Origin of the sequence: Nioella ostreopsis, assembly GCF_004000255.1 — a bacterium.
Lineage (GTDB): Bacteria > Pseudomonadota > Alphaproteobacteria > Rhodobacterales > Rhodobacteraceae > Nioella > Nioella ostreopsis.
In genome coordinates this window covers 21,350-41,042 of sequence record NZ_RCIQ01000019.1, presented here as the reverse complement: position 1 = coordinate 41,042, position 19,693 = coordinate 21,350, and the positions used below count along the sequence as shown (strand labels likewise).

The 19,693-nt window shown below is 64.0% G+C and carries 18 protein-coding genes; 10 read left to right on the top strand and 8 right to left on the bottom strand.

Annotated features, from left to right (window positions below):
- Nucleotides 1-201: 201 nt before the first annotated feature.
- From EP237_RS23910 to EP237_RS17430, 5 genes are all read left to right on the top strand, one after another.
- Nucleotides 202-744, top strand: a complete 543-nt coding sequence (locus EP237_RS23910; protein WP_476703636.1) for a DMT family transporter — start codon at nucleotides 202-204, stop codon at nucleotides 742-744.
- Between the two features lie 12 nt (nucleotides 745-756).
- Nucleotides 757-1,119 carry an EamA family transporter gene (locus tag EP237_RS23905; RefSeq protein ID WP_476703635.1) on the top strand — a complete coding sequence of 121 codons (363 nt, stop codon included), beginning with the start codon at nucleotides 757-759 and terminating at the stop codon, nucleotides 1,117-1,119.
- Nucleotides 1,120-1,486: 367 nt separating this feature from the next.
- On the top strand, nucleotides 1,487-2,170 hold the full coding sequence (locus tag EP237_RS17440) for a DUF1045 domain-containing protein (RefSeq protein ID WP_127562179.1): 684 nt from the start codon (nucleotides 1,487-1,489) through the stop codon (nucleotides 2,168-2,170).
- A 106-nt stretch (nucleotides 2,171-2,276) separates the two neighbouring features.
- Nucleotides 2,277-3,893 carry a hypothetical protein gene (locus EP237_RS17435; protein ID WP_127562178.1) on the top strand — a complete coding sequence of 539 codons (1,617 nt, stop codon included), beginning with the start codon at nucleotides 2,277-2,279 and terminating at the stop codon, nucleotides 3,891-3,893.
- 131 nt (nucleotides 3,894-4,024) lie between these two features.
- Nucleotides 4,025-4,918, top strand: coding sequence for a fructose bisphosphate aldolase (locus tag EP237_RS17430; RefSeq protein WP_127562177.1), 894 nt, complete (start codon nucleotides 4,025-4,027; stop codon nucleotides 4,916-4,918).
- A gap of 62 nt (nucleotides 4,919-4,980) precedes the next feature.
- Here EP237_RS17430 and EP237_RS17425 read toward each other — a convergent pair whose 3' ends face one another.
- Nucleotides 4,981-5,469: a bacterioferritin gene (locus tag EP237_RS17425; RefSeq protein WP_127562176.1), complete on the bottom strand. Its 489-nt coding sequence runs from the start codon at nucleotides 5,467-5,469 to the stop codon at nucleotides 4,981-4,983.
- 192 nt (nucleotides 5,470-5,661) lie between these two features.
- On the opposite strand from EP237_RS17425, the gene EP237_RS17420 reads away from it, so the two are divergent.
- The 4 genes from EP237_RS17420 (at nucleotide 5,662) to EP237_RS17405 (ending at nucleotide 9,844) form a co-directional block, all read left to right on the top strand.
- A complete protein-coding gene (locus tag EP237_RS17420; RefSeq protein ID WP_127562175.1) occupies nucleotides 5,662-5,955 on the top strand; it encodes an FtsB family cell division protein in 294 nt (97 codons plus the stop codon).
- Nucleotides 5,956-6,096: 141 nt separating this feature from the next.
- Entirely contained in the window at nucleotides 6,097-7,122 is a 1,026-nt protein-coding gene (gene pdhA, locus EP237_RS17415; RefSeq protein ID WP_127562174.1) for a pyruvate dehydrogenase (acetyl-transferring) E1 component subunit alpha, read from the top strand.
- A gap of 19 nt (nucleotides 7,123-7,141) precedes the next feature.
- Nucleotides 7,142-8,515, top strand: a complete 1,374-nt coding sequence (locus EP237_RS17410) for a pyruvate dehydrogenase complex E1 component subunit beta (RefSeq protein WP_127562173.1) — start codon at nucleotides 7,142-7,144, stop codon at nucleotides 8,513-8,515.
- A 12-nt stretch (nucleotides 8,516-8,527) separates the two neighbouring features.
- Nucleotides 8,528-9,844 carry a pyruvate dehydrogenase complex dihydrolipoamide acetyltransferase gene (locus tag EP237_RS17405; RefSeq protein WP_127562172.1) on the top strand — a complete coding sequence of 439 codons (1,317 nt, stop codon included), beginning with the start codon at nucleotides 8,528-8,530 and terminating at the stop codon, nucleotides 9,842-9,844.
- Between the two features lie 230 nt (nucleotides 9,845-10,074).
- On the opposite strand, the gene EP237_RS17400 is transcribed toward EP237_RS17405, so the two are convergent.
- Nucleotides 10,075-11,142 carry a PLP-dependent cysteine synthase family protein gene (locus EP237_RS17400; protein WP_127562171.1) on the bottom strand — a complete coding sequence of 356 codons (1,068 nt, stop codon included), beginning with the start codon at nucleotides 11,140-11,142 and terminating at the stop codon, nucleotides 10,075-10,077.
- A gap of 174 nt (nucleotides 11,143-11,316) precedes the next feature.
- Between EP237_RS17400 and EP237_RS17395 the strand changes: the two genes are divergently transcribed.
- On the top strand, nucleotides 11,317-11,616 hold the full coding sequence (locus EP237_RS17395; RefSeq protein ID WP_127562170.1) for a CBU_0592 family membrane protein: 300 nt from the start codon (nucleotides 11,317-11,319) through the stop codon (nucleotides 11,614-11,616).
- A 132-nt stretch (nucleotides 11,617-11,748) separates the two neighbouring features.
- Here EP237_RS17395 and cysE read toward each other — a convergent pair whose 3' ends face one another.
- The 6 genes from cysE to EP237_RS17360 all read right to left on the bottom strand — a co-directional run bounded on the left by cysE (nucleotide 11,749) and on the right by EP237_RS17360 (nucleotide 19,675).
- Nucleotides 11,749-12,570: a serine O-acetyltransferase gene (cysE, locus tag EP237_RS17390; RefSeq protein ID WP_127562169.1), complete on the bottom strand. Its 822-nt coding sequence runs from the start codon at nucleotides 12,568-12,570 to the stop codon at nucleotides 11,749-11,751.
- Between the two features lie 90 nt (nucleotides 12,571-12,660).
- Complete coding sequence (locus EP237_RS17385) at nucleotides 12,661-13,371, bottom strand: DUF2793 domain-containing protein (RefSeq protein WP_164744751.1); 711 nt, start codon at nucleotides 13,369-13,371, stop codon at nucleotides 12,661-12,663.
- Nucleotides 13,364-17,725, bottom strand: coding sequence for a baseplate multidomain protein megatron (locus EP237_RS23565; protein ID WP_240661679.1), 4,362 nt, complete (start codon nucleotides 17,723-17,725; stop codon nucleotides 13,364-13,366). The genes EP237_RS17385 and EP237_RS23565 overlap by 8 nt, the downstream gene beginning before the upstream one ends.
- A 5-nt stretch (nucleotides 17,726-17,730) precedes the next feature.
- On the bottom strand, nucleotides 17,731-18,162 hold the full coding sequence (locus EP237_RS17370) for an NlpC/P60 family protein (RefSeq protein ID WP_127562167.1): 432 nt from the start codon (nucleotides 18,160-18,162) through the stop codon (nucleotides 17,731-17,733).
- On the bottom strand, nucleotides 18,159-19,046 hold the full coding sequence (locus EP237_RS17365) for a DUF2163 domain-containing protein (RefSeq protein ID WP_127562166.1): 888 nt from the start codon (nucleotides 19,044-19,046) through the stop codon (nucleotides 18,159-18,161). Before EP237_RS17365 ends, EP237_RS17370 begins: the two co-directional genes overlap by 4 nt.
- On the bottom strand, nucleotides 19,043-19,675 hold the full coding sequence (locus tag EP237_RS17360; protein ID WP_127562165.1) for a DUF2460 domain-containing protein: 633 nt from the start codon (nucleotides 19,673-19,675) through the stop codon (nucleotides 19,043-19,045). The genes EP237_RS17365 and EP237_RS17360 overlap by 4 nt, the downstream gene beginning before the upstream one ends.
- Nucleotides 19,676-19,693: the final 18 nt, after the last annotated feature.

Here is a 19,693-nt window from a genome sequence, read left to right as displayed (position 1 = left end):
CGATCGCGCAGGCAGCCACCCGCCATCGCACGTCACCGTTGCAGTTCGCTTGAGGGAGCAGACCGCAACGGCAGGTGTCGGAGCCACAGGGAAAAGACTTCGCGAACAGGCTCTCGAATGGAGGATCATGTCGCTTTCGGCGCATACGGGGGCGTTTCAAGCGGCTAGACTTTTTCGAGAAGTCCCTTTGACCGGCCCGGTATGACAGCTTTGAATCCCCCTTCCGCCGCTGCGGGCGCCCACAGGTTCGGCGTGCTCTTCGTCTTTGCGGCAGGTGTTCTGTGGTCGACGGTCGGGCTTGGCATTCGCATGATCGAAGACGCGGTCGTCTGGCAGATCCTGTTATACCGTTCCATCAGCATGACGCTGTTTCTCTACGTGGTCATTCGGCTGCGATCGGGCGAAAGCCCCTTTGCCCAGATCCGCCGCATGGGCGTTGCATCCGTGATTGCCGGGCTGTCGCTGGTGGCGGCCTTTTCCGGCGGCATCTATTCGATCCAGCACACCTCGGTTGCCAATGCGATGCTTCTGTTTGCAACCGCACCGTTCATGGCTGCGGTGCTCGGATGGATCGTGCTAAGAGAACCCGTGCGCATCGCAACATGGATCGCGATTGCCGTCGCCATCGGCGGGATCGCCATCATGGTCGCCGACAAGTCCGGCAGCGTCGCGCTGAACGGCAGTCTCGCGGCGCTTGGCTCGGCTTTCGGCTTCGCGGTCTTCACCGTTTCCCTCAGATGGTGACGCACGGGTGAGATGTTGCCATCGGTCTTTTTGTCCGGACTGTTCGCTATCGTCGTGACCATTGCGATCTGCAAGGTCTCTGGCCTGCCGATTGTGATCAGCGTACATGATGGCGCGATCTCCATGGGCATGGGGGTGTTTCAGGTCGGGGCGGGGCTGATCCTTTATACGCTCGGGTCGCGCAGTCTGCCTGCCGCAGAACTGGCCTTGCTGTCGCTGGCCGAGGTTCTGCTCGGACCGTTCTGGGTCTGGCTGTTCCTTGGTGAAACGGCCAGCCTGAACACGTTGCTTGGCGGGGCCGTTCTGCTGGTGGCGATTGCGGGAAATGCCCTGTCCGGCAAACGGCGCAAACCGCCGCCCATCACCGCCCCCTGACCGCGGGTTCTGGTGACCGCGCGGATGTGTGGGGCGGATGCCGTTTTTATGAAGCTTTCATTGCAAAAAATTCACCCGGTGGCCCGGAGGCCGGAAAAACCTGTCATGTTTCCGTGGCATGTGCCGATGATCTGAAATCGGCTCGGTGGCAACACATCATGACGGCATCCAAGACTATCGACTGGGTATCGGGCAAAGCAGCACCGATGGCCCCTGGGTTTCACGCCCCTCAACGATCTCTTGCGGCGCGGGGCCTTATGCCTCTGACGAGCGGCGGATCGGCAAACCTGTCGCGCCCGCGCATTGGCAAGGATCGGCTCTTCTGTCATCTGAAGATGGCCTCTTCGACGCTGGAAAGGAAAGGCCCATGACCGCCTATCGCCGCTACGGGATCTATGCCGTGCCCCATGGTGTCTTCTATGCCAGGGGGGCCGCGTGGCTGGGATGGGACAGCGTGGCGGGATGTACGGTCGCCCCCCCGACGGTCGAGGGCCTGCCCCGCCCGGTGGCAGAGATGACCGCGACGCCCCGCAAATACGGCTTTCACGGCACGGTGAAACCGCCCTTCCGGCTGGCAGACGGCATGACCGAGACGGCGCTGCGCGATGCTGCGGCGGCGCTGTGCGCCGGCCTTGCACCGGTCGAGATTCCGGCCCTGACCCTGCGCCGCCTTGGCGGGTTCGTCGCGGTGGTGCCAGCGTCCCCCGTACCGGCGCTTGCGCATCTGGCGGCGGACACCGTGAAGGGGCTCGACAGGTTCCGCGCCACCCCATCACAGGCCGAGCTGGACCGGCGTCGCAAATCGGGTCTCTCTGCCCGGCAAGAGGCCAATCTGGTCCAATGGGGCTACCCTTACGTGATGGAAGAGTTCCGCTTTCACATGACGCTGACGGGGCGGCTTGGCGAAGACGCCGACCGGGTGGCCGAACGCCTGCGCAATTTGTTCACGCCGGTTCTGCCGCGGCCCTACCGGATTGATGATCTCGCCCTTGTGGGGGAGGACGCGCAAGGCAGGTTCCGCGTGATCCAGCGCTTCACCCTCTCGGGATAGTGCGACGCGAGCCGCCGGGAAATCATCCAAACCGGTTGCAAGATGCGGGCCAATTGGGGTTTCCTGTCCGCACCAGTCCCTTTCATTTCCGACCGGAGATATTACCATGATCCGCCGTTTCCTTCTTTCCGCCACCGCCCTTGTCCCCCTGCTGACCGTCCCCGCGCGCGCCGAGCCTGTCACCCTGCTGGATCTGCTGACGGTCGACCGGCTGGCGAATATGGGCGGCCAGATCGTGATCAATGCGCTGCGCGGCGTGGCCGAGGTGACCTATGCCCATATGGATATCCGCCCGCTGGATGGCCGCATGATCCTGACCGGGCTTGAAGTGTCGCCCTATGAGGAGCCCGACTGCACGATCACGCTCGATCGCGCCGTGATCACCACCGCGCCGCTGGACCAGATCGCCTATGGGGCGCTGGATATCGACGTTCTTGGCTTCGAGATGGGCGATGGCTGCCTGAGCGACCGGGAGCGCAGTGATCTGGCCGAGATCGGCATCACCGAAATGGTGCTGGACCGGGGGCAGATCCGGCTGGAATATGACTATGCCAGTTCCGGCCTGACCCTCGACATTCTGGCCGACACCGCCGGGCTGGCAGAATTGCGCGCCCATGTGGAGTTCAGCTATTTCGCGGTGAATTTCGACCGGGAAGAGCCGGTGGCAGACCTGGCCTATGCAGAGATCGAGGTCACCGATCAGGGCTATTGGCAGGTGATCTCGGCCGAGATTCCGCCGATGATGCTGCTGCCCGAGGTCGTTGTTCCGCAACTGGTCGATGAGCTACTGCCCCGCTATGTGGACCCGGATCAGGCCCCTGCCCCGGCACCCGAGGCGCCGAGCGATGACAAAGGGGATGAGGAAAGCCCCGCACCCGCGCCTATCAACAGCCCCGAAGACGAAGCCGCCTTTGCCTTTATCGAGGCCAGCGCCGCCACCTTCGCCCGCTTTGCCGCGAACCCCGGCACCCTGCGGCTGGAATTCGCGCCGGAGGCTCCGGTGCGCCTCAATGAAGACCTGCTCGATGAGTTCGGGCCTTTCGTTGCAGCCCTCTCACCCATGCTTTTCACCGACGCGGACCGGCCCGACAGCCGTATCACCGCCGATGAGGCCGCAGAGATTCAGACCTGGATCGACGGTGGCGACGTGGAATTTGGCGACGCGGACCTGATGCGCTACGCCCATGCCTTTCTGACCGGTATCGGCGCACCGCGTGATCCGGGCCTTGCGATGGAACTGCTGACCCCGCTGCTGGAAACCGGCAACCCGGACGCGCTGGATATGGCGCTTGGCACGCTCGACGCGCTCGACCCCGCCTTCGCCTATCAGATCGCCCGCGATGCGGCGGCTCAGGGGGACCGGCTGGCCTTCGCCCATCTCGACCGGCTGGAGGCAGAGCTGCCCCTGCTCGACATGCTGGAGCTGCAGGAGGAAGATGGCGGCGATCTGAACCTCACAGGCGATGAGACCGGGCGCGACTTGCGGCAGATGGCACAAGCGGCACTGTCCGGCCTCGGCGCGCCCCGGCGCTATTCGGATGCCTATTTCTACGCGCTTCTGGCTCTGGCCTCCGGCGATGCCGGCGCGGCGCTGATCGTCGATGAACTGGAAGCCATGGGCGACCGGATGTCCGACGCCGACGCGACCCAATGGGCCGAAACGCTGGCTGCCATCCACGACCGGGCCAACACGGTCTGGTTCGCCAGCCCCGCCAGTGAATGAAAACGGGAATGCAGGGGGCGGACATCGCCCCCTGTTAGCGTAACCAGAATTGAAGCCGCGCCGGGCCTGTCCTATCACCGGGCAGAAAGACGCCCGGGCCCGGGCTTTCACAGATTGCCAAGGATTTACCCATGCCGAACCAGGACCAGACCGACCTTATCCGCAACGGACAGGGCTTTATCGCCGCGCTCGACCAGTCGGGCGGATCCACGCCAAAGGCGCTGCGGCTCTATGGGGTTGGCGAGGAGGCCTACAGCAATGACGCGGAAATGTTCGATCTGGTTCACGCCATGCGCGCCCGGATCGTGCAATCGCCCGCCTTCAACGGCGACCGGGTGGTCGGCGCGATCCTGTTCGAGATGACCATGGACCGGCAGATCGGCGGCAAGCCCTCGGCCCAGTTCCTGTGGGAAGACTGCGGCGTGGTGCCATTCCTCAAGGTCGACAAGGGTCTGGCGGCAGAGGAAAACGGCTGCCAGGTGATGAAGCCGATGCCCGATCTCGACGCGCTGCTGGACCGGGCCGTGGCCAATGGCGTTTACGGCACCAAGATGCGGTCGGTCATTTCGGCGGCGAACCCTGCGGGGATCAAGGCCGTGGTCGAGCAGCAATTCGATGTGGGCAAGCAGATCCTCGCCAAGGGGCTGGTGCCGATCATCGAACCCGAGGTGACCATCAGCATCGCCGACAAGTCCGAGGCCGAAGAGATGCTGCGCGACGTGATCCTCGCGCATCTCGATGCGCTGGCGGATGACCAGATGGTGATGCTGAAACTGACCCTGCCCGAGGTCGACAACCTCTACAAGCCGCTGGTCGATCATCCCCGCGTTCTGAAGGTCGTGGCGCTGTCGGGCGGATACAACCGCGAGGAAGCCAATGACCGCCTGTCACGTCAGACCGGAATGATCGCGAGCTTCAGCCGCGCCCTGACCGAGGGTCTCTCGGCAAATCAGACGGATGAGCAGTTCAATGCCGTGCTGGACGCGTCCATTCAGTCGATCCGGGATGCGTCTGTCGCGGGCTGATCCGCGCGGGTAGCGTTCCATGAGAAACCCCCTCCCCGGTCGGTCCGGGGAGGGGGTTTTTGTTAAGCTTCCGCAGCGGGGGCAGCCCCCAGATGGGTCTGCATGAAGACCGGCTCGCCAAGGCGCTCTAGCAGGTCGAGTTGCTGGTCGAGCCAGCCCCAATGGCCTTCCTCGTCCAGCGCGATGGTCTCGAACAGCACCCGGCTGCCGATGTCGTTGGCCGCGCCTGCCTCGGCGGCTGCGGCGGAATAAACCTCGATCGCCTCCGCCTCATCGGCGCGGTCGATCTCGAACATCTCTTTCAGCGTCTTTGCCCGCACCGGTGTTTTGGCCGACACCATCTCGGGGTCACCGCCAAGGAACAGGATGCGGTCGATGAACAGGCCCGCATGGCCAAGCTCTTCCTGCATTTCCTCGCGCATCGTGGCGGCCAGTTTGCCAAGCCCCCAATCTTCCAGAACATGGGCGTGCAGGAGGTATTGCTGCGATGCGGCCAGTTCCATCGACAGGGCTTTCTGCAGGGCGGGAAGGCTGGAAGTGTTGCGGGGCATATGACTGTCCTTTCAAGCGTGTTTTCGATTTAGAATGAATCTAAGTATGCAATTGCCCGGTTCAACCACCTTGCCGAAATGACGCAGGCAATTCAGGGCGAATCAGGGGATTCCCTTTTGCGCCGCGATATGCGACTCTGCCCCCGCAACCACCCGCGACATGACGGGCGGAGCGAGAGGCAAGGCAGAGCAATGCAAAAGAAACGCTCGTTTTCCGGGCTGATCCTGCCCATGGGGCTCCTGTTCATCGGGGCCTATTTCACCTTTGCCGCCGTGCAGGGGGATTACGGGCTGTTCCGTCGCATTCAGATCGAGGCCGAGCGCGATGTGTATCAGGCCGAACTGGACGCTCTGCGCGCCGAAACAGCCGAAATGGTGCTGCTGACGCATCGGCTGTCCGATGATTACCTTGACCTCGACCTACTTGATCAGCAGGCCCGTCAGCGGCTAGGCTACATGCGTCCCGATGAGGTCGTGCTGCCCTGAACACATCCATGACCCTGCTGCATACCGGGGTTTCCCGCGCGAACTGACGCGGGGGAAAATCTATGGGTGATTTTTTCCGCCTCCTCTGATAAAGAATAGTTCAACGTTAAACTATTCTTTTGACCGAGAGGAGGGGCTGGCATGGCCGCGCGCAAGAGCACAGCGAAATCTGCCGCAAAACCAAACGTTTCGCCTGAAGACCTGCTGGAATACTACCGCGATATGCTGCTGATCCGCAGATTCGAGGAAAAGGCCGGGCAGCTTTACGGCATGGGACTGATCGGTGGCTTCTGCCACCTTTATATCGGTCAGGAAGCAGTCGTCGTGGGGCTTGAGGCCGCTGCCAAGGACGGCGACAAGCGCATCACATCCTACCGCGATCACGGCCATATGCTGGCCTGTGGCATGGACCCCAAGGGCGTGATGGCCGAGCTGACGGGCCGCGAAGGCGGCTATTCCAAGGGCAAAGGCGGCTCCATGCACATGTTCTCGAAAGAGAAGCATTTCTATGGCGGCCATGGCATCGTCGGCGCCCAGGTGCCGCTTGGTGCAGGGCTTGCCTTCTCGGACAAGTACCGGGGCAATGACAACGTCACCTTCACCTATTTCGGCGATGGTGCCGCCAACCAGGGCCAGGTCTACGAGACGTTCAACATGGCCTCGCTGTGGAAGCTGCCGGTAATTTTCGTCATTGAAAACAACCAGTACGCCATGGGCACCGCGCAGAACCGGTCGACCTCTACCGCCGATATCTACACCCGTGGCGCCCCCTTCGGCATCCCCGGAGAAACCGTCGACGGCATGGACGTGCTGGCCGTGAAGGCCGCTGGCGAAAAGGCCGTCGCCCACTGCCGCGCCGGGGAGGGGCCTTACATCCTCGAAGTCAAAACCTACCGCTATCGCGGCCACTCCATGTCGGACCCGGCAAAATACCGGACCCGCGAGGAAGTGCAGAAAATGCGCGAGGAACGCGACGCCATCGAACATGTGCGCCAGCTGCTGCTGACCGGCGGCCATGCCTCCGAAGATGACCTCAAGGCCATCGACAAGGAGATCAAGGCCGTGGTGAACGAAAGCGCCGAATTTGCGAAAGAGAGCCCCGAGCCCGCGCTTGAGGAGCTTTGGACCGACATCTATGCGGCTGAAGTTCCGCAAGCAAACGCCTGATCCGAGGGGGACACACGATATGGCAACTGAAATTCTCATGCCCGCCCTGTCGCCGACCATGGAGGAAGGCACGCTGGCCAAATGGCTGGTCAAGGAAGGCGATACCATCGAATCCGGCATGATCATCGCCGAGATCGAAACCGACAAGGCCACGATGGAATTCGAGGCCGTGGATGAGGGCACAATGGGCCCGATCCTAGTGGCGGAAGGCACCGAAGGCGTGAAGGTCAATACGGCCATCGCAGTGCTGCTGGAAGAAGGCGAAGACGCCTCTGCCGCACCCGCGCCTGCCACAGCACCCGAAGCGGCATCCGCCGCCGAAGAGACCCCTGCCCCCACCCCAGCCGCTGCCCCCGCAGCCGCCCCCGTGGTCACTGCCAATCTCGAACCCGACTACCCGGAAGGCACCGAGATGAAGACCCAGACCGTCCGTGAGGCATTGCGCGACGGCATGGCCGAGGAAATGCGCCGCGACGAAAACGTCTTCCTGATGGGCGAGGAGGTTGCCGAATATCAGGGCGCCTACAAGATCAGCCAGGGCATGCTGGACGAATTCGGGCCCAAGCGGGTCATCGACACGCCGATCACCGAGCATGGCTTTGCCGGCATCGCCACCGGCGCAGCCTTTGGCGGTCTCAGGCCCATCGTGGAATTCATGACCTTCAACTTCGCGATGCAGGCCATCGACCACATCATCAACTCGGCGGCCAAGACACTCTATATGTCCGGCGGTCAGATGGGTGCGCCCATGGTCTTCCGGGGCCCCAACGGCGCGGCTGCCCGCGTTGGAGCACAGCACAGCCAGGATTACGCCGCCTGGTACGCGCAGATCCCCGGTCTGAAAGTGGTGATGCCTTATTCGGCGTCCGACTACAAAGGCCTGATGAAAACCGCGATCCGCGATCCCAACCCGGTGATCTTTTTGGAAAACGAGATCCTCTATGGCCGGTCCTTCGACGTTCCGGTTCTGGACGATTACACCGTTCCGTTCGGCAAGGCCCGGATCTGGCGCGAAGGCACCGATGTGACCATCGTCAGCTTCGGGATCGGGATGCAATATGCCTTGGAAGCCGCCGACAAGCTGGCTGAAGAGGGCATTTCCGCCGAAGTCATCGACCTGCGCACCCTGCGTCCGCTGGACTATGACACGCTGATCGCCTCGGTCCAGAAGACCAACCGCTGCGTGACCGTGGAAGAGGGCTTCCCGGTGGCCTCCATCGGCAACCACCTGTCGGCCTATATCATGGAAAACGCGTTCGATTATCTCGACGCACCGGTGATCAACTGCACCGGCAAGGACGTGCCCATGCCCTATGCCGCCAACCTCGAAAAACACGCGCTGGTCACGACCGACGAGGTCATCGCCGCCGTGAAACAAGTCACCTACAGGTAAGGAGAGCGAGAGATGCCTACCGAAATTCTGATGCCCGCCCTCTCGCCCACGATGGAAGAAGGCACGCTGGCCAAATGGCTGGTGAAGGAAGGCGACGAGGTCAGCTCGGGCGACCTTCTGGCCGAGATCGAGACCGACAAGGCGACGATGGAATTCGAAGCCGTCGACGAAGGCGTGATCGGCAAGATCCTGGTTGCCGAGGGCAGCGAAGGCGTGAAAGTGAACACGCCCATTGCGATGCTGCTGGCCGAGGGCGAAAGCGCCGATGACATCGGTGCGGCCCCTGCCCCCGCCACTGCGCCTGAAGCCGCCGAAGCACCCGCCGAGGCATCCGAAGCGGCCGCACCTGCGGCGGCTCCTGCCCCGGCCCCGGCCGCACCGGTGTCGGGCGATGGCACCCGCATCTTCGCCTCGCCCCTGGCCCGCCGGATCGCAGCCCAGAAGGGTCTGGATCTCAAGCAGATCACCGGTTCCGGCCCGCATGGCCGCATCGTCAAGGCCGATGTGGAAGCTGCGGAGGCCAAGCCTGCCGCCGCTGCTGCCGCCCCGGCTGCCGCTGTTGCGCCCGCCGCTCCGGCTGCTGCCGCCGCGCCAGCCGGTCCGACCGCCGATATGGTGGCGCGGATGTATGAGGGTCGCGAGTACGAGGAAATCAAGCTCGACGGCATGCGCAAGACCATCGCCGCGCGGCTCAGTGAGGCCAAGCAGACGATCCCGCATTTCTACCTGCGCCGCGACATCAAGCTCGATGCGCTGCTCAAGTTCCGCGGCCAGCTGAACAAGCAGCTGGAAGCGCGCGGCGTGAAACTGTCTGTGAATGATTTCATCATCAAGGCCGTGGCCAATGCCCTGCAACAGGTGCCCGCCTGCAACGCGGTCTGGGCCGGGGATCGGGTCTTGCAGTTGAAGCCTTCGGACGTGGCCGTTGCGGTCGCCATCGAGGGCGGGCTCTTCACGCCGGTCCTGAAAGACGCCGACATGAAGTCGCTTTCGGCGCTGTCGGCCGAGATGAAAGACCTCGCCAAACGCGCCCGCGACCGCAAGCTGGCACCGAGTGAATATCAAGGCGGCACCTTCGCGATCTCCAACCTCGGCATGTTCGGCATCGACAATTTCGACGCCATCGTGAACCCGCCGCATGCGGGGATCCTCGCCGTGGGCACGGGCGTGAAGAAGCCGGTTGTGGGCGAGGATGGCGAACTGACCGTGGCGACCGTGATGTCAGTGACCATGTCGGTGGATCACCGGGTGATCGACGGCGCGCTCGGCGCGGAACTGCTGAAAGCGATCGTTGAGAACCTGGAAAACCCGCTGACCATGCTGGCGTAAGGCTTTGGGTCACAGGATTGAAAAGGGCGGCCTCCGGGTCGCCCTTTTTCTTGGGGATTTCGCCGCCTTCGGCGTCGATCCGGGAGCGCCCCTCCTCGGGCCCCTTTGGGGCCGTCGTCGGGCCGCGTTGCCACGGGAACGTGGGACGGTTCGTCCTGCCCAGTCGAAGCCAGCGCCAGGTGGCTAGGTCGGATGCCTCCGGCGGGAGTATTTCGGCCAAGAAGAAGGGCTCATCCCATCTGATAGCCGGGGGTGGACCGCATAAGGGCCAGCTCGTCCTCCGTCATCTCGCTTTCCACGCCTTCGAAGAGCGGGGTGGAAAGGTAGCGTTCTCCGGTGTCGGGCAGCATGCACAGGATGCGGGACCCCTTGGGGGCGGTTTTCGCGACTTCCAGCGCCACGGCGAAGCTCGACCCGCCGGAGATGCCGATGAAGATGCCTTCCTGCGTTGCCAGCGCCTTGGAGGCGGCGATGCCATCGGGGCCTGTGACCGGGATCAACTCGTCATAGCCATTGGAGTCCAGCGCCTCCTGCAGAACCAGCGGGATGAAATCGGGGGTCCAGCCCTGGATCGGGTGCGGGTTGAAGGCGGGGTGGCTTTCGGCGGGCTCGCCGGAGGCCGTCCGCGCCTGCGCATGGCCGCTGCCGACAAGGGCCGCATTCACGGGTTCGGTCAGGATGATCTTGGTGTCCGGGCTTTCGCGGCGCAGCACGCGCGCCACGCCGGTCACCGTGCCGCCGGTACCATAGCCCGACACGAAGTAATCGGGGCCTTTGCCGCCGAAATCGGCCATGATCTCGCGCGCGGTCGTCGCCTCATGGATATCGGCATTGGCCTCGGTCTCGAACTGACGGGCGAAGAACCAGCCATTGGCCTCGGCCAGCTCCTTGGCCTTCTTATACATGCCGGTGCCCTTTTCTTCCTTGGGCGTCAGCACAACCTTGGCCCCCAGAAAGCGCATCAGGCGGCGGCGTTCGACCGAGAAGGTTTCGACCATGGTGATCACCAGCGGATAGCCCTTGGCGGCACAGACCATGGCGAGCCCGATGCCGGTATTGCCGGAGGTCGCCTCCACCACCGTCTGGCCCGGTTTCAGCGCGCCCGAGGCTTCAGCCGCCTCGATGATGTTCAGCGCCAGCCGGTCCTTGACCGATCCGCCGGGGTTGAACGCCTCAACCTTCACGTAAAGCTCCACCCCCTCTGGCGCGAGCTGGTTGATCCGGATGCAGGGCGTATCCCCCACGGTGTCGAGAATGCTGTCATAGAGGCGCCCGCGCCCCTCGGTCTGGCGTGTCATGGCCCTGTCCTTCCCTGTTGCGTCGGCCTCAACCTAAGCGGGATCGCGGCAAAGGACAAATCGAACGATTTGGTATTGACTCAACTTAGTGTCTATTTTACACATACAGTTATTGAACGATCCACAACCCCGTCACGACCCACTTTCAACAGCCCATAGCGTAAGACACAGATCATGCATTCCCTTGACCTCACCGCCCTCGATGCCCAGTTCATCTGCCGCGCTTTCGGCCTTCTGGGCTTTGCGATCTACGCGTCGGCTTTCTTCTGCCTCAGCACCGGCCGCCTCGACAGCAAACGCCCTGAATACTTTGTCATGGTCCTCGCCGCCGCCAGCTGCGTGATGATCAGCCTCTGGGCCGATTTCAACCTCAGCGCGGCTTTGATCCAGGGTTTTTACATCCTGATGGCGCTTGGCGGCATTGCCCTGCGCAAAGAGCCCAAGCCCGCCCCGGTACGCGTCCTTTCCTCTTGATCCATTTTCCTCCCTCCCTGTTGGACTGCCCGTGAAGCCTTTGGTTTCACGGGCTTTTTTTACGATGAACACAGAAAAAAGCCCGCGCCTTGTCTGGCGCGGGCCTTGTTGAAGCTCATGTGTCGGACGGGGTCAGTCCTTGCTGCCCCCGCAGCCCTGAACCATCTGGTCCATGGACAGGGACGGCTGATCGCAGCCAGCCTCGCCCACGATCTTGGCAGGCACACCGGCGACGGTGGTCGCGGGCGGCACCTCGTGCAGCACAACGGAACCCGCCGCGATCCGCGAACAGCAGCCAACCTTGATATTGCCAAGCACCTTGGCCCCCGCGCCGATCAGAACCCCGTCGCCGATCTTGGGGTGACGGTCTTCCTCTTCCTTGCCGGTGCCGCCCAATGTCACCGAATGCAGCATCGAGACATTGTCGCCCACCACGGCGGTTTCCCCGATCACGATGGAATGGGCATGGTCGATCATGATGCCCTTGCCGATCCTGGCGGCGGGGTGGATATCGACGCCAAACATCTCGCTGATCCGCATCTGGATCATGTAGGCCAGATCTCGGCGGCCTTGTTGCCACAGCCAGTGGCCGACACGATAGGCCTCAACCGCCTGGAATCCCTTGAAGAACAGGAGCGGCTGGATGAAGCGATGGCAGGCCGGGTCACGGTCGAAGACCGCCACGATATCGGCCCGCGCCGCCGCGCCAAGTGACGGGTCGGACCGATAGGCCTCATCCGCAATTTCACGAATCAGCTGTTCCGACATTTCGCCAGAGGCCAGCTTCTGCGCCATCCGATAGGCGAGCGCCGCCTCAAGCGTCGCGTGGTGCAGGATACAGCCATGCACAAGCCCGCCCAGAAGCGGTTCGTCGCGCACGGCCTCTTCGGCTTCGCGGGTGATGCGGCTCCAGACCGGGTCGAGCTCGGCCAGATGAGTGCGGGTCTTTGCCATGAGAGGCCTCCTGCGGTCACGTTCCCCTTTCTAGCGCAGATAGCCCCTCTCGTCCAAGTTGAAACCCCTGATACGCATAATCACGATTTGTTATGCCGGGTCAGGGATGGCGAAACTCAGGTAATGCGCCACCAGTTTCACGGTTCCCCCGGCGAAATCGCCGCCATTTCCGGTCAGGATCAGCTCGGTATCCGCCCAGACAACGAAAGGGTTCGCCGGGCCACTGATCCATGAATTCAACGCTTTGCCCAGCCCGTTGCCATAGCGGTCATCCGACGACGCATCGCCCAGCCGCCAATCGGTTAGCGCGCCACTGATGGCATCCGTCACCCGGCCCGTGACGCCCAGAACGATGGACCGCGCCGGAAACAGCAGGCCGGAAGCAACGGTAGACCCCGCCCCGATCACCACGTCGGCCTCAATGCTCCGCGCTGCAAGTCCCCCTCCGCCCGGCGACAGGGACAACCCGCCCGCCCGCCAGTCGCTGCCGTCATGCAGGTCGCAACTGCCTGTATCGTCCACGAAAGCGCGCCACCCCCGCTGCGGGGCAAAAAAGGCCCAGCCACCGCCCGTATACTGCGCGATTTCGCCCTCATGGCCTGCCCAATCATTCACCGCCCCGGGCGGCACGCCAAAGCATTCGCCGTCCAGCACCGCGCCCGGCGGTGTGGTCAGGCTGCGCGACCGCAAGCGCAGCTGCACCACGCCATCGAGCCGCGTCAGCGCCTCATTCACGGTCACATGTTTTTGCGCCTGGCTGGCGGCCAGCAGCGGCAGGGTCAGGTTTGTCGTGTCAGTCATTGATCTCGATCCTTGCAAAGGGCCCGGGTCCGAACCGCGCAGAAATCTGCGCGATTTCAATTGTATAAGGCAGGGTGACGGAGTCACTGACCTGCATGGCATCGGTGTAGGTGAAGGCAGGTGCGCTGAGCGTCTCTTCCCGTCTCAGACCCCCCGCATCGCGGATGCGCAGCAGATACGCCTCGCTATCCTCGCCCAGCGGCACCTCGGTGCCTTGCCAGCTGTCGCCGTCGATCCGCGTGCGGCGAATCCAGCTGATCTGGCGGTCCGTCCCGACCTTCGGTGCCCTCAGATGCGCGGGGGCATAGGGGCGCAGCCCCACCCCGTCGAAGGCCAGCGCCTCATGGGCATAGACCGGGTGATCATAGGGCCGCCCAGCGGGTCCGACACGGTAGTGCCGCTGCAACCCGCGCGCAGACAAAGGCAGCTCGATCTGTCCCGGCCGTCCATCAAGCAACACGAAGAGCGACCCGATGGGCCAATCGTCAGGCATGATCCCGTCTGACCCCGCCTGCCCGCGCAAGCGCAGCGAGATGTCCCACAGGTCCTCCCCCACCAGCGTGGCATTGGCGAACTGGATCACTTCCCAGTTCGCGCCACTTCCATCCCCAACGGCGGCGGCATTGGCGCCGTTCAGCACGTCCTCCATACTGGCGGAACTGAGGCTTCCGGTGCTCATCCTCACCCGCATCACCGGGCCCCGATCCCAAAGCCCCGGCGTGGCGCGAAAGAGCGGCGTTTCCAGGACGCCAACCGCCGAGACCACATCGACCAGCGTGTTCAGCGTATAACCACTGTCCGAAGGCGAGCTATAGACGGCCACCGACCCCGGCCAGGGCTCTGCCGCGACCGCCAGATGCGGGGCGTGCTCTACCTCGTCCCCGGTCAGCAGCGGCAGGTCCATGAAGACCGGGCTCACCGGCAGGGGGGGCACGAAAGGCTCCGCACTCACCGCCTCCTCGACCGTGTCCGACGGCTCGTAGATCTCCGCCTCCGACCGCACCGCCTCCACCTTGCGCGCACCGGCATCTTCCAGCTTGTCGATCCGCCAGGTGGAGCCATCTTCCATCTCGAAGACAGACCCCGCCCCCAGATCCCGTCGCGATGGCGGCAGGGCGAAGCTGATCGTATCGCGCGCCACCCGTGCCTCGGCCAGCCAGCGTTCGGTGATGCCGCGCCCCTCCGCTCCGGTCAGCACCAGCGGCAGCTCGCTTTCGCTGATCGTGTCGGCCCCATCATCGGGAAACACCGCTTCCGCAACCCGCGCCTCGAACTGGCCCGCCGCTTCCACATGGGTCAGGCGCACGCGCCCCACCCTGTCGGCTTCCGGCGCACGGGTTCTCAGAGGCGCGGAGGCGCCATCCTCGTCGACCGCCATCAAGCCCTCGACAACCAGTGCATCCGGCAGTCCAGTGCGGGACCGGAAGACCAGAACACCGTCCCGCTCCACCGCCTCGAATCCGTAGGCCAGCATCAAGGGCTGCAATCGCGCCCGCCCGCTTTCCACGTCGGACGACATGGCCCCGCGCACGAAGCCGTAGAGTTCCGACACATCATAGTCGGTGATCCCCGCCTCCTCACAAATCGCGGCCACCACATCGGCAAGCGGCTCTGCCCCCATGCGGCCCGAAATCCAATGCCCGCGCGCGTGATTTTCCCCGTCGGACCAGACCTCCAGCGCATTGGGAAAGGCGGGCCAAGGCCGCGCGTCCCAGGCCCAGACATAGGCATGGTCCATATCCAGCATCGGCCCGGCATAGATCTCGGACACCGGGTTATGCGATGGGTCCTGCCAATAGCTCGTCATCGCCCGCAGATACTGCATCTGGATAAGGTCATCGCGCCGCCCGTTCGAGAAATGGGGCAAGCCCGATTCCGAGGATTTCGGATCAAGAAACTTGTTGGGCTGGTTCGTCCCCTTGTCCACAGCCGCGCAGCCCATCTCGGTAAATCGGATGGGTTTGGAGCGGGGGATCCACCCCGTTGAACTCAGCCCGCGCGGCAACACCGCCATGCCCCAAAGGATCACATCGTCGCCCGGCGTCGCCGAGAACGGCCCGACCGAAGGCCGTGCCCCCGGCGTGTCTTGCGCGACAATAAAGCTGAACCGCAGTCGCCATGTATCGGGCGCGATCTCGGTTTGCTCGAGTTCCAACACGCCATTTCCGAAGTACAAGTTGCCGATGGTGCCCTGAACATAGTGATAGGCCCCGTCCTGAGAGTAGACGAACCAGCGGAAGCCGCTTGAACTGCCCTTGGTGAAAACTACTTCCACGTCATAGACCTGAGCAGCCTTCAGATCGACAACTCGCCGAAGCCTATGCCAGGTCGCGCCACCGGACGTCATGCGCATCGGACGATCGAAGGTCTCTTCCACGATCCCGGTCTCCGGTGTGGCTGATCCGCCGATGACTTCCCAACTTTGCGGATTCACCGCATCCGGGGCATCAAAGCGAAAGCTTCGACGCCGATGCACGTGCAGGTTTTCCCACCACCCACGCAGATCCTTGTAGCGAAACACCCAATCCTCGCCGAAGGCCCCATCCGTGATCGGCGCGCGCAACTGCGCCGCGCGGGCCTCTTCGCTTGGGTAGTACCAGTCATACCCTTCTCCGCCTTCGATATTGGCGCGCAGGTAGTCCAGCTCATAGATCGACCGCCAGCCGATATCCGCATGGTCCCGCCCGTCGCGCCAATCGGAGAGCGGCATGTAATTGTCGATCCCGATGAAATCGATATTGGCATCCGCCCATAGCGGATCGAGGTGGAAATAAACGTCCCCCGACCCATCCTGGGGGTGATAGCCAAAGTACTCAGACCAATCCGCCGCGTAGGACAGCTTCGCATCGGGCAGCAACGCCCGCACTTCGGCAGCCAGCGCGATCAGCGCATCCACAGCGGGAAAGCCGCTCTCCCCCCGCAACTGGGTCAGGCTGCGCATTTCGGACCCGATGCAGAAGCTTTCCACGCCGCCCGCCGCCGCGCAGAGCGCCGCGTTATGCAGGATAAAGCGGCGATAGCTCCATTCTGCCGGGCCGGAATAGCTGACTGTCCCCGGCGAGACGCTGAAATCCGACGCACTGGCCGTACCGAAAAACGCCGAAACCTCAGCCTCGGCAGCAGAGGTTCCATCAGGAGACCCCGCCACGCCAGGCGCCTTCTCCCCGGTGATCCGTCCCCGCCAGGGCAAAGCCGGCTGATCGCCGGTCAGGGCCCACGGGTCGGCCTTGCCGCTATCGGCAAGGATCTCCATCAGCAGGAAGGGGTAGAACATCACCTCCTGCCCTGCCCCGTTCAGCGCCTCGATGGCCTCGATCACCGACTGATCCGTGGGCGTCCCGCCATAGATCGCGCGGCCTTCCACCTGCGCCAGCAGATCTGCACCATCCCGCGTCAGCCCGGCAACGGTCCACGGCATCTCTGCCCCATCCGCCTGCTGCTGCTCCACCTTCGGTTTCACACTGCACTGTCCCGCACGCAGGTCATCCCCGAACCAGCTGACAATCAGCGACACGGCCCCGCAATTGGGCAGCTCACCCTCCAGCGCCTCCAGCGACACCGCGAAATCCGCCACGCCCGCCGCCGTGTTCACATTGGCGCTTTCCGACCGGCCGAAACCCTGCGCGAGGCTGACGGGCGTCGTCGCCAGCGCATATTCCCCCGTGCCCGGCATCATCGCCACCGCACGGATGGCTTCCGAGGGTTGCGGGGGGCTGTCCAGATGCTCAGGCCGCGCCGGGCGGAACACCTCGAAACTCAACTGCGGCAGGCGGTTGCCATAGGGGGAAAGATCCAGATCCTCGATCACCACATAGGCGATCCCGCGATAGGCAGGCACCTGCCCCGCGCCCTCGACCGCCTCCATCTTCGGGTCCGGCATCTGGTCATCGGTGCCGCGATAGACGCGCATCGTCAGGTCCGTCCGCGCCAGTTCCGAGCCATCGGCCCAGACCCGCCCGACCCGCGAAATCTCGCCCTCGCAAAGCGCCACAGCCAGGCTGACGCTGTAGGAATAGCTTGCGGTCCTCGGGGTTGGCGGTGCGCCTTTGCCACCGCCCCCCGTCACCGTCACATGCTCCTTGAACCGCGTGGCCCAGATCACCTGCCCGCCAAGGCGCATCTGCCCGTAAAGCCGCGCAACTGACGCCCCTTCCGAGGCACCCGACAGGCGAAACCGGTCCAGCCGCCCCTGCTCGATCACCTCGGACCCGGCCCCCAGGAGCCGCTGGTCGATGACCCGGCCCACGGTCGCCCCGACGGCCCGCCCGATCACGGCGCCGGTCAGCCCCAGGAAGGTGCCCGAGCTCAAGCCACCAAGCGCGGCACCGGCGGCAGAAAGAAGGATGGTTGCCATTGTGTTCAGTTCCTTTCGGGAAATGCGAACCGCGCCACGATCCGCCGCTCCCACGGCGGCGTCAGCGCGCTTTCCACGACGCCATGCCCGCTATAGGCATGGACAAAGCTGGCCTCCGGCCCAGTCCGGGCTTGCACCCCCAGATGCTTGGCGACCGCGCCTGCCCGCATGCGGAACAGCAGCACGTCGCCCGGGGCCACCTCGGCCAGCGGTTTCGGTGTCAGATGACGCAGCGCCGCGCGCCACAGCCGTTCCTCGCCCTGCGGCTCGGACCAGTCCTGCGTATAGGCGGGGATCGCTTCCGGCTCCGCCCCGATCACCTCGCGCCAGACGCCACGCAGAAGCCCGAGGCAATCGCACCCCGCCCCACGGGTCGAGCACTGGTGCAGGTAAGGCGTGCCGATCCAGCCCCGCGCGGCCTGAACGACCACGCTCATCGCAGGCTGCCCCCATCCATGCTGGCCGTCCCGCGCCCCGGATAGGCCATCACCCAGTCATCGCCCGGAATGTCAGGAAATCCCTGAAAGTTCAGCAGGTTGGAGAATTTGAGCCGACAGGTCTCCATCCGCTTGTCACAGCCCGCCTCCAGCCGCAGCAGGTCGCCCGGCAGCAGATCCGCCCGCAGCGCCTCCCACAGTTCCACCTTGCGGATGCCATCCGAGAACCGGTCATTCTTGATCACCGCCACGAGCCCCTCAGCCGCCCCAGACAGCACCCGCAACCGCCCACGCTCGAACCAACGCGGCTCAAAGCTGTCGAGCCCGTCGAACTCCAGGAATCGCCCGTCAGAGACCCGATCCGCAGCGCCATCATACGCATAGCCCGGCGTCGCCAGATCGAACCGGCAGGCCCCGTCCCCCAGCACCGCCGAACAGCCGCGCTGATAGACCCGGCCCATACGCCGGTTCATCGCCTCCGCGAGCCCGCGCAATTCTACCTGGAACCCGCCCGCCTGCCGTTCCAGTTCGCCAAAGCTGCCCCGGAACTGCAGAACCCGGTTCTCCGGCGCGCGCCAATTGACCAACCAGGCCTCCACCTCGGCCCCGTCGAAGCGCCCCGCCTCGATATCGGCCTCGGTGATCGACGCATCGGACAGCGCGCCGACGGCCTCTGTGTTGTCGACAGATAGCCCCGTTGACTGGCTGAGAGCAGAGGCCGTCAGCCCGGTATCGGCCTTGAAGGTGGTCCCGTCGAAGACGAGCGTACAATCATGGTCCGTGAACCCGAAGCGCTGCCCGTCCCGACGGATCACCCGCCAGCATCGCGCCACCTCGGTCACGCCTCCGGCCAGATGCGCGGCAAATTGCTCCGCCCCGCTCATACCCGGATCTCCACCACCGGCACCGCAGGGGCGTCGCCCGCCTGAAAGCTGGCCACCGAGGTCTGGATGCTGTCCGTGTCAAACCGCACCGGCACGTCAAATTCGAACCCGGCGCTCACCTCAACCCCCAGATCGGGCGCATCCTCGAAGGTGATCATCCCGGTGACCGTATCGACCTCGAAATGCACACCCTGCACCAGTTCGGCCGCATCGACGCCCGCGCGAACTGTGTCAGCAACGGGTTTGGTAATCGGGCGGGCATAGCTCTCCTCGCCTGACCGATAGAGCTTTGCCAGCTGGAACGCCTTTGTCTCGCCATCCCCGGTCCCGATCACGCAATCGCGAAAGCCCGGCTCTTTCGAGGGCGCGCAACTTTTGTAGTCCGACCAGTCCTTCCAGCGGAACCCGTGCAACTGCCCGCGACGGGCCTCGAAAAAGGCAATCAGCGTCTCGATATCGTCAAGCGAGCGCATGCCCACCCCCGCATCATAGCGCCGCCGGGAATGGGCCCAGGGCGTGTTGCGTTCCTCGAAACCGTTGGCCAGCTGCACCACTTCCGTGCGCCGTTCCGGCCCGCCGACCGAACCGAAGCTCAGATTGGCCGGAAAGCGAATTTCGTGAAAATTCATACCCTTGCCCCCTTTTCC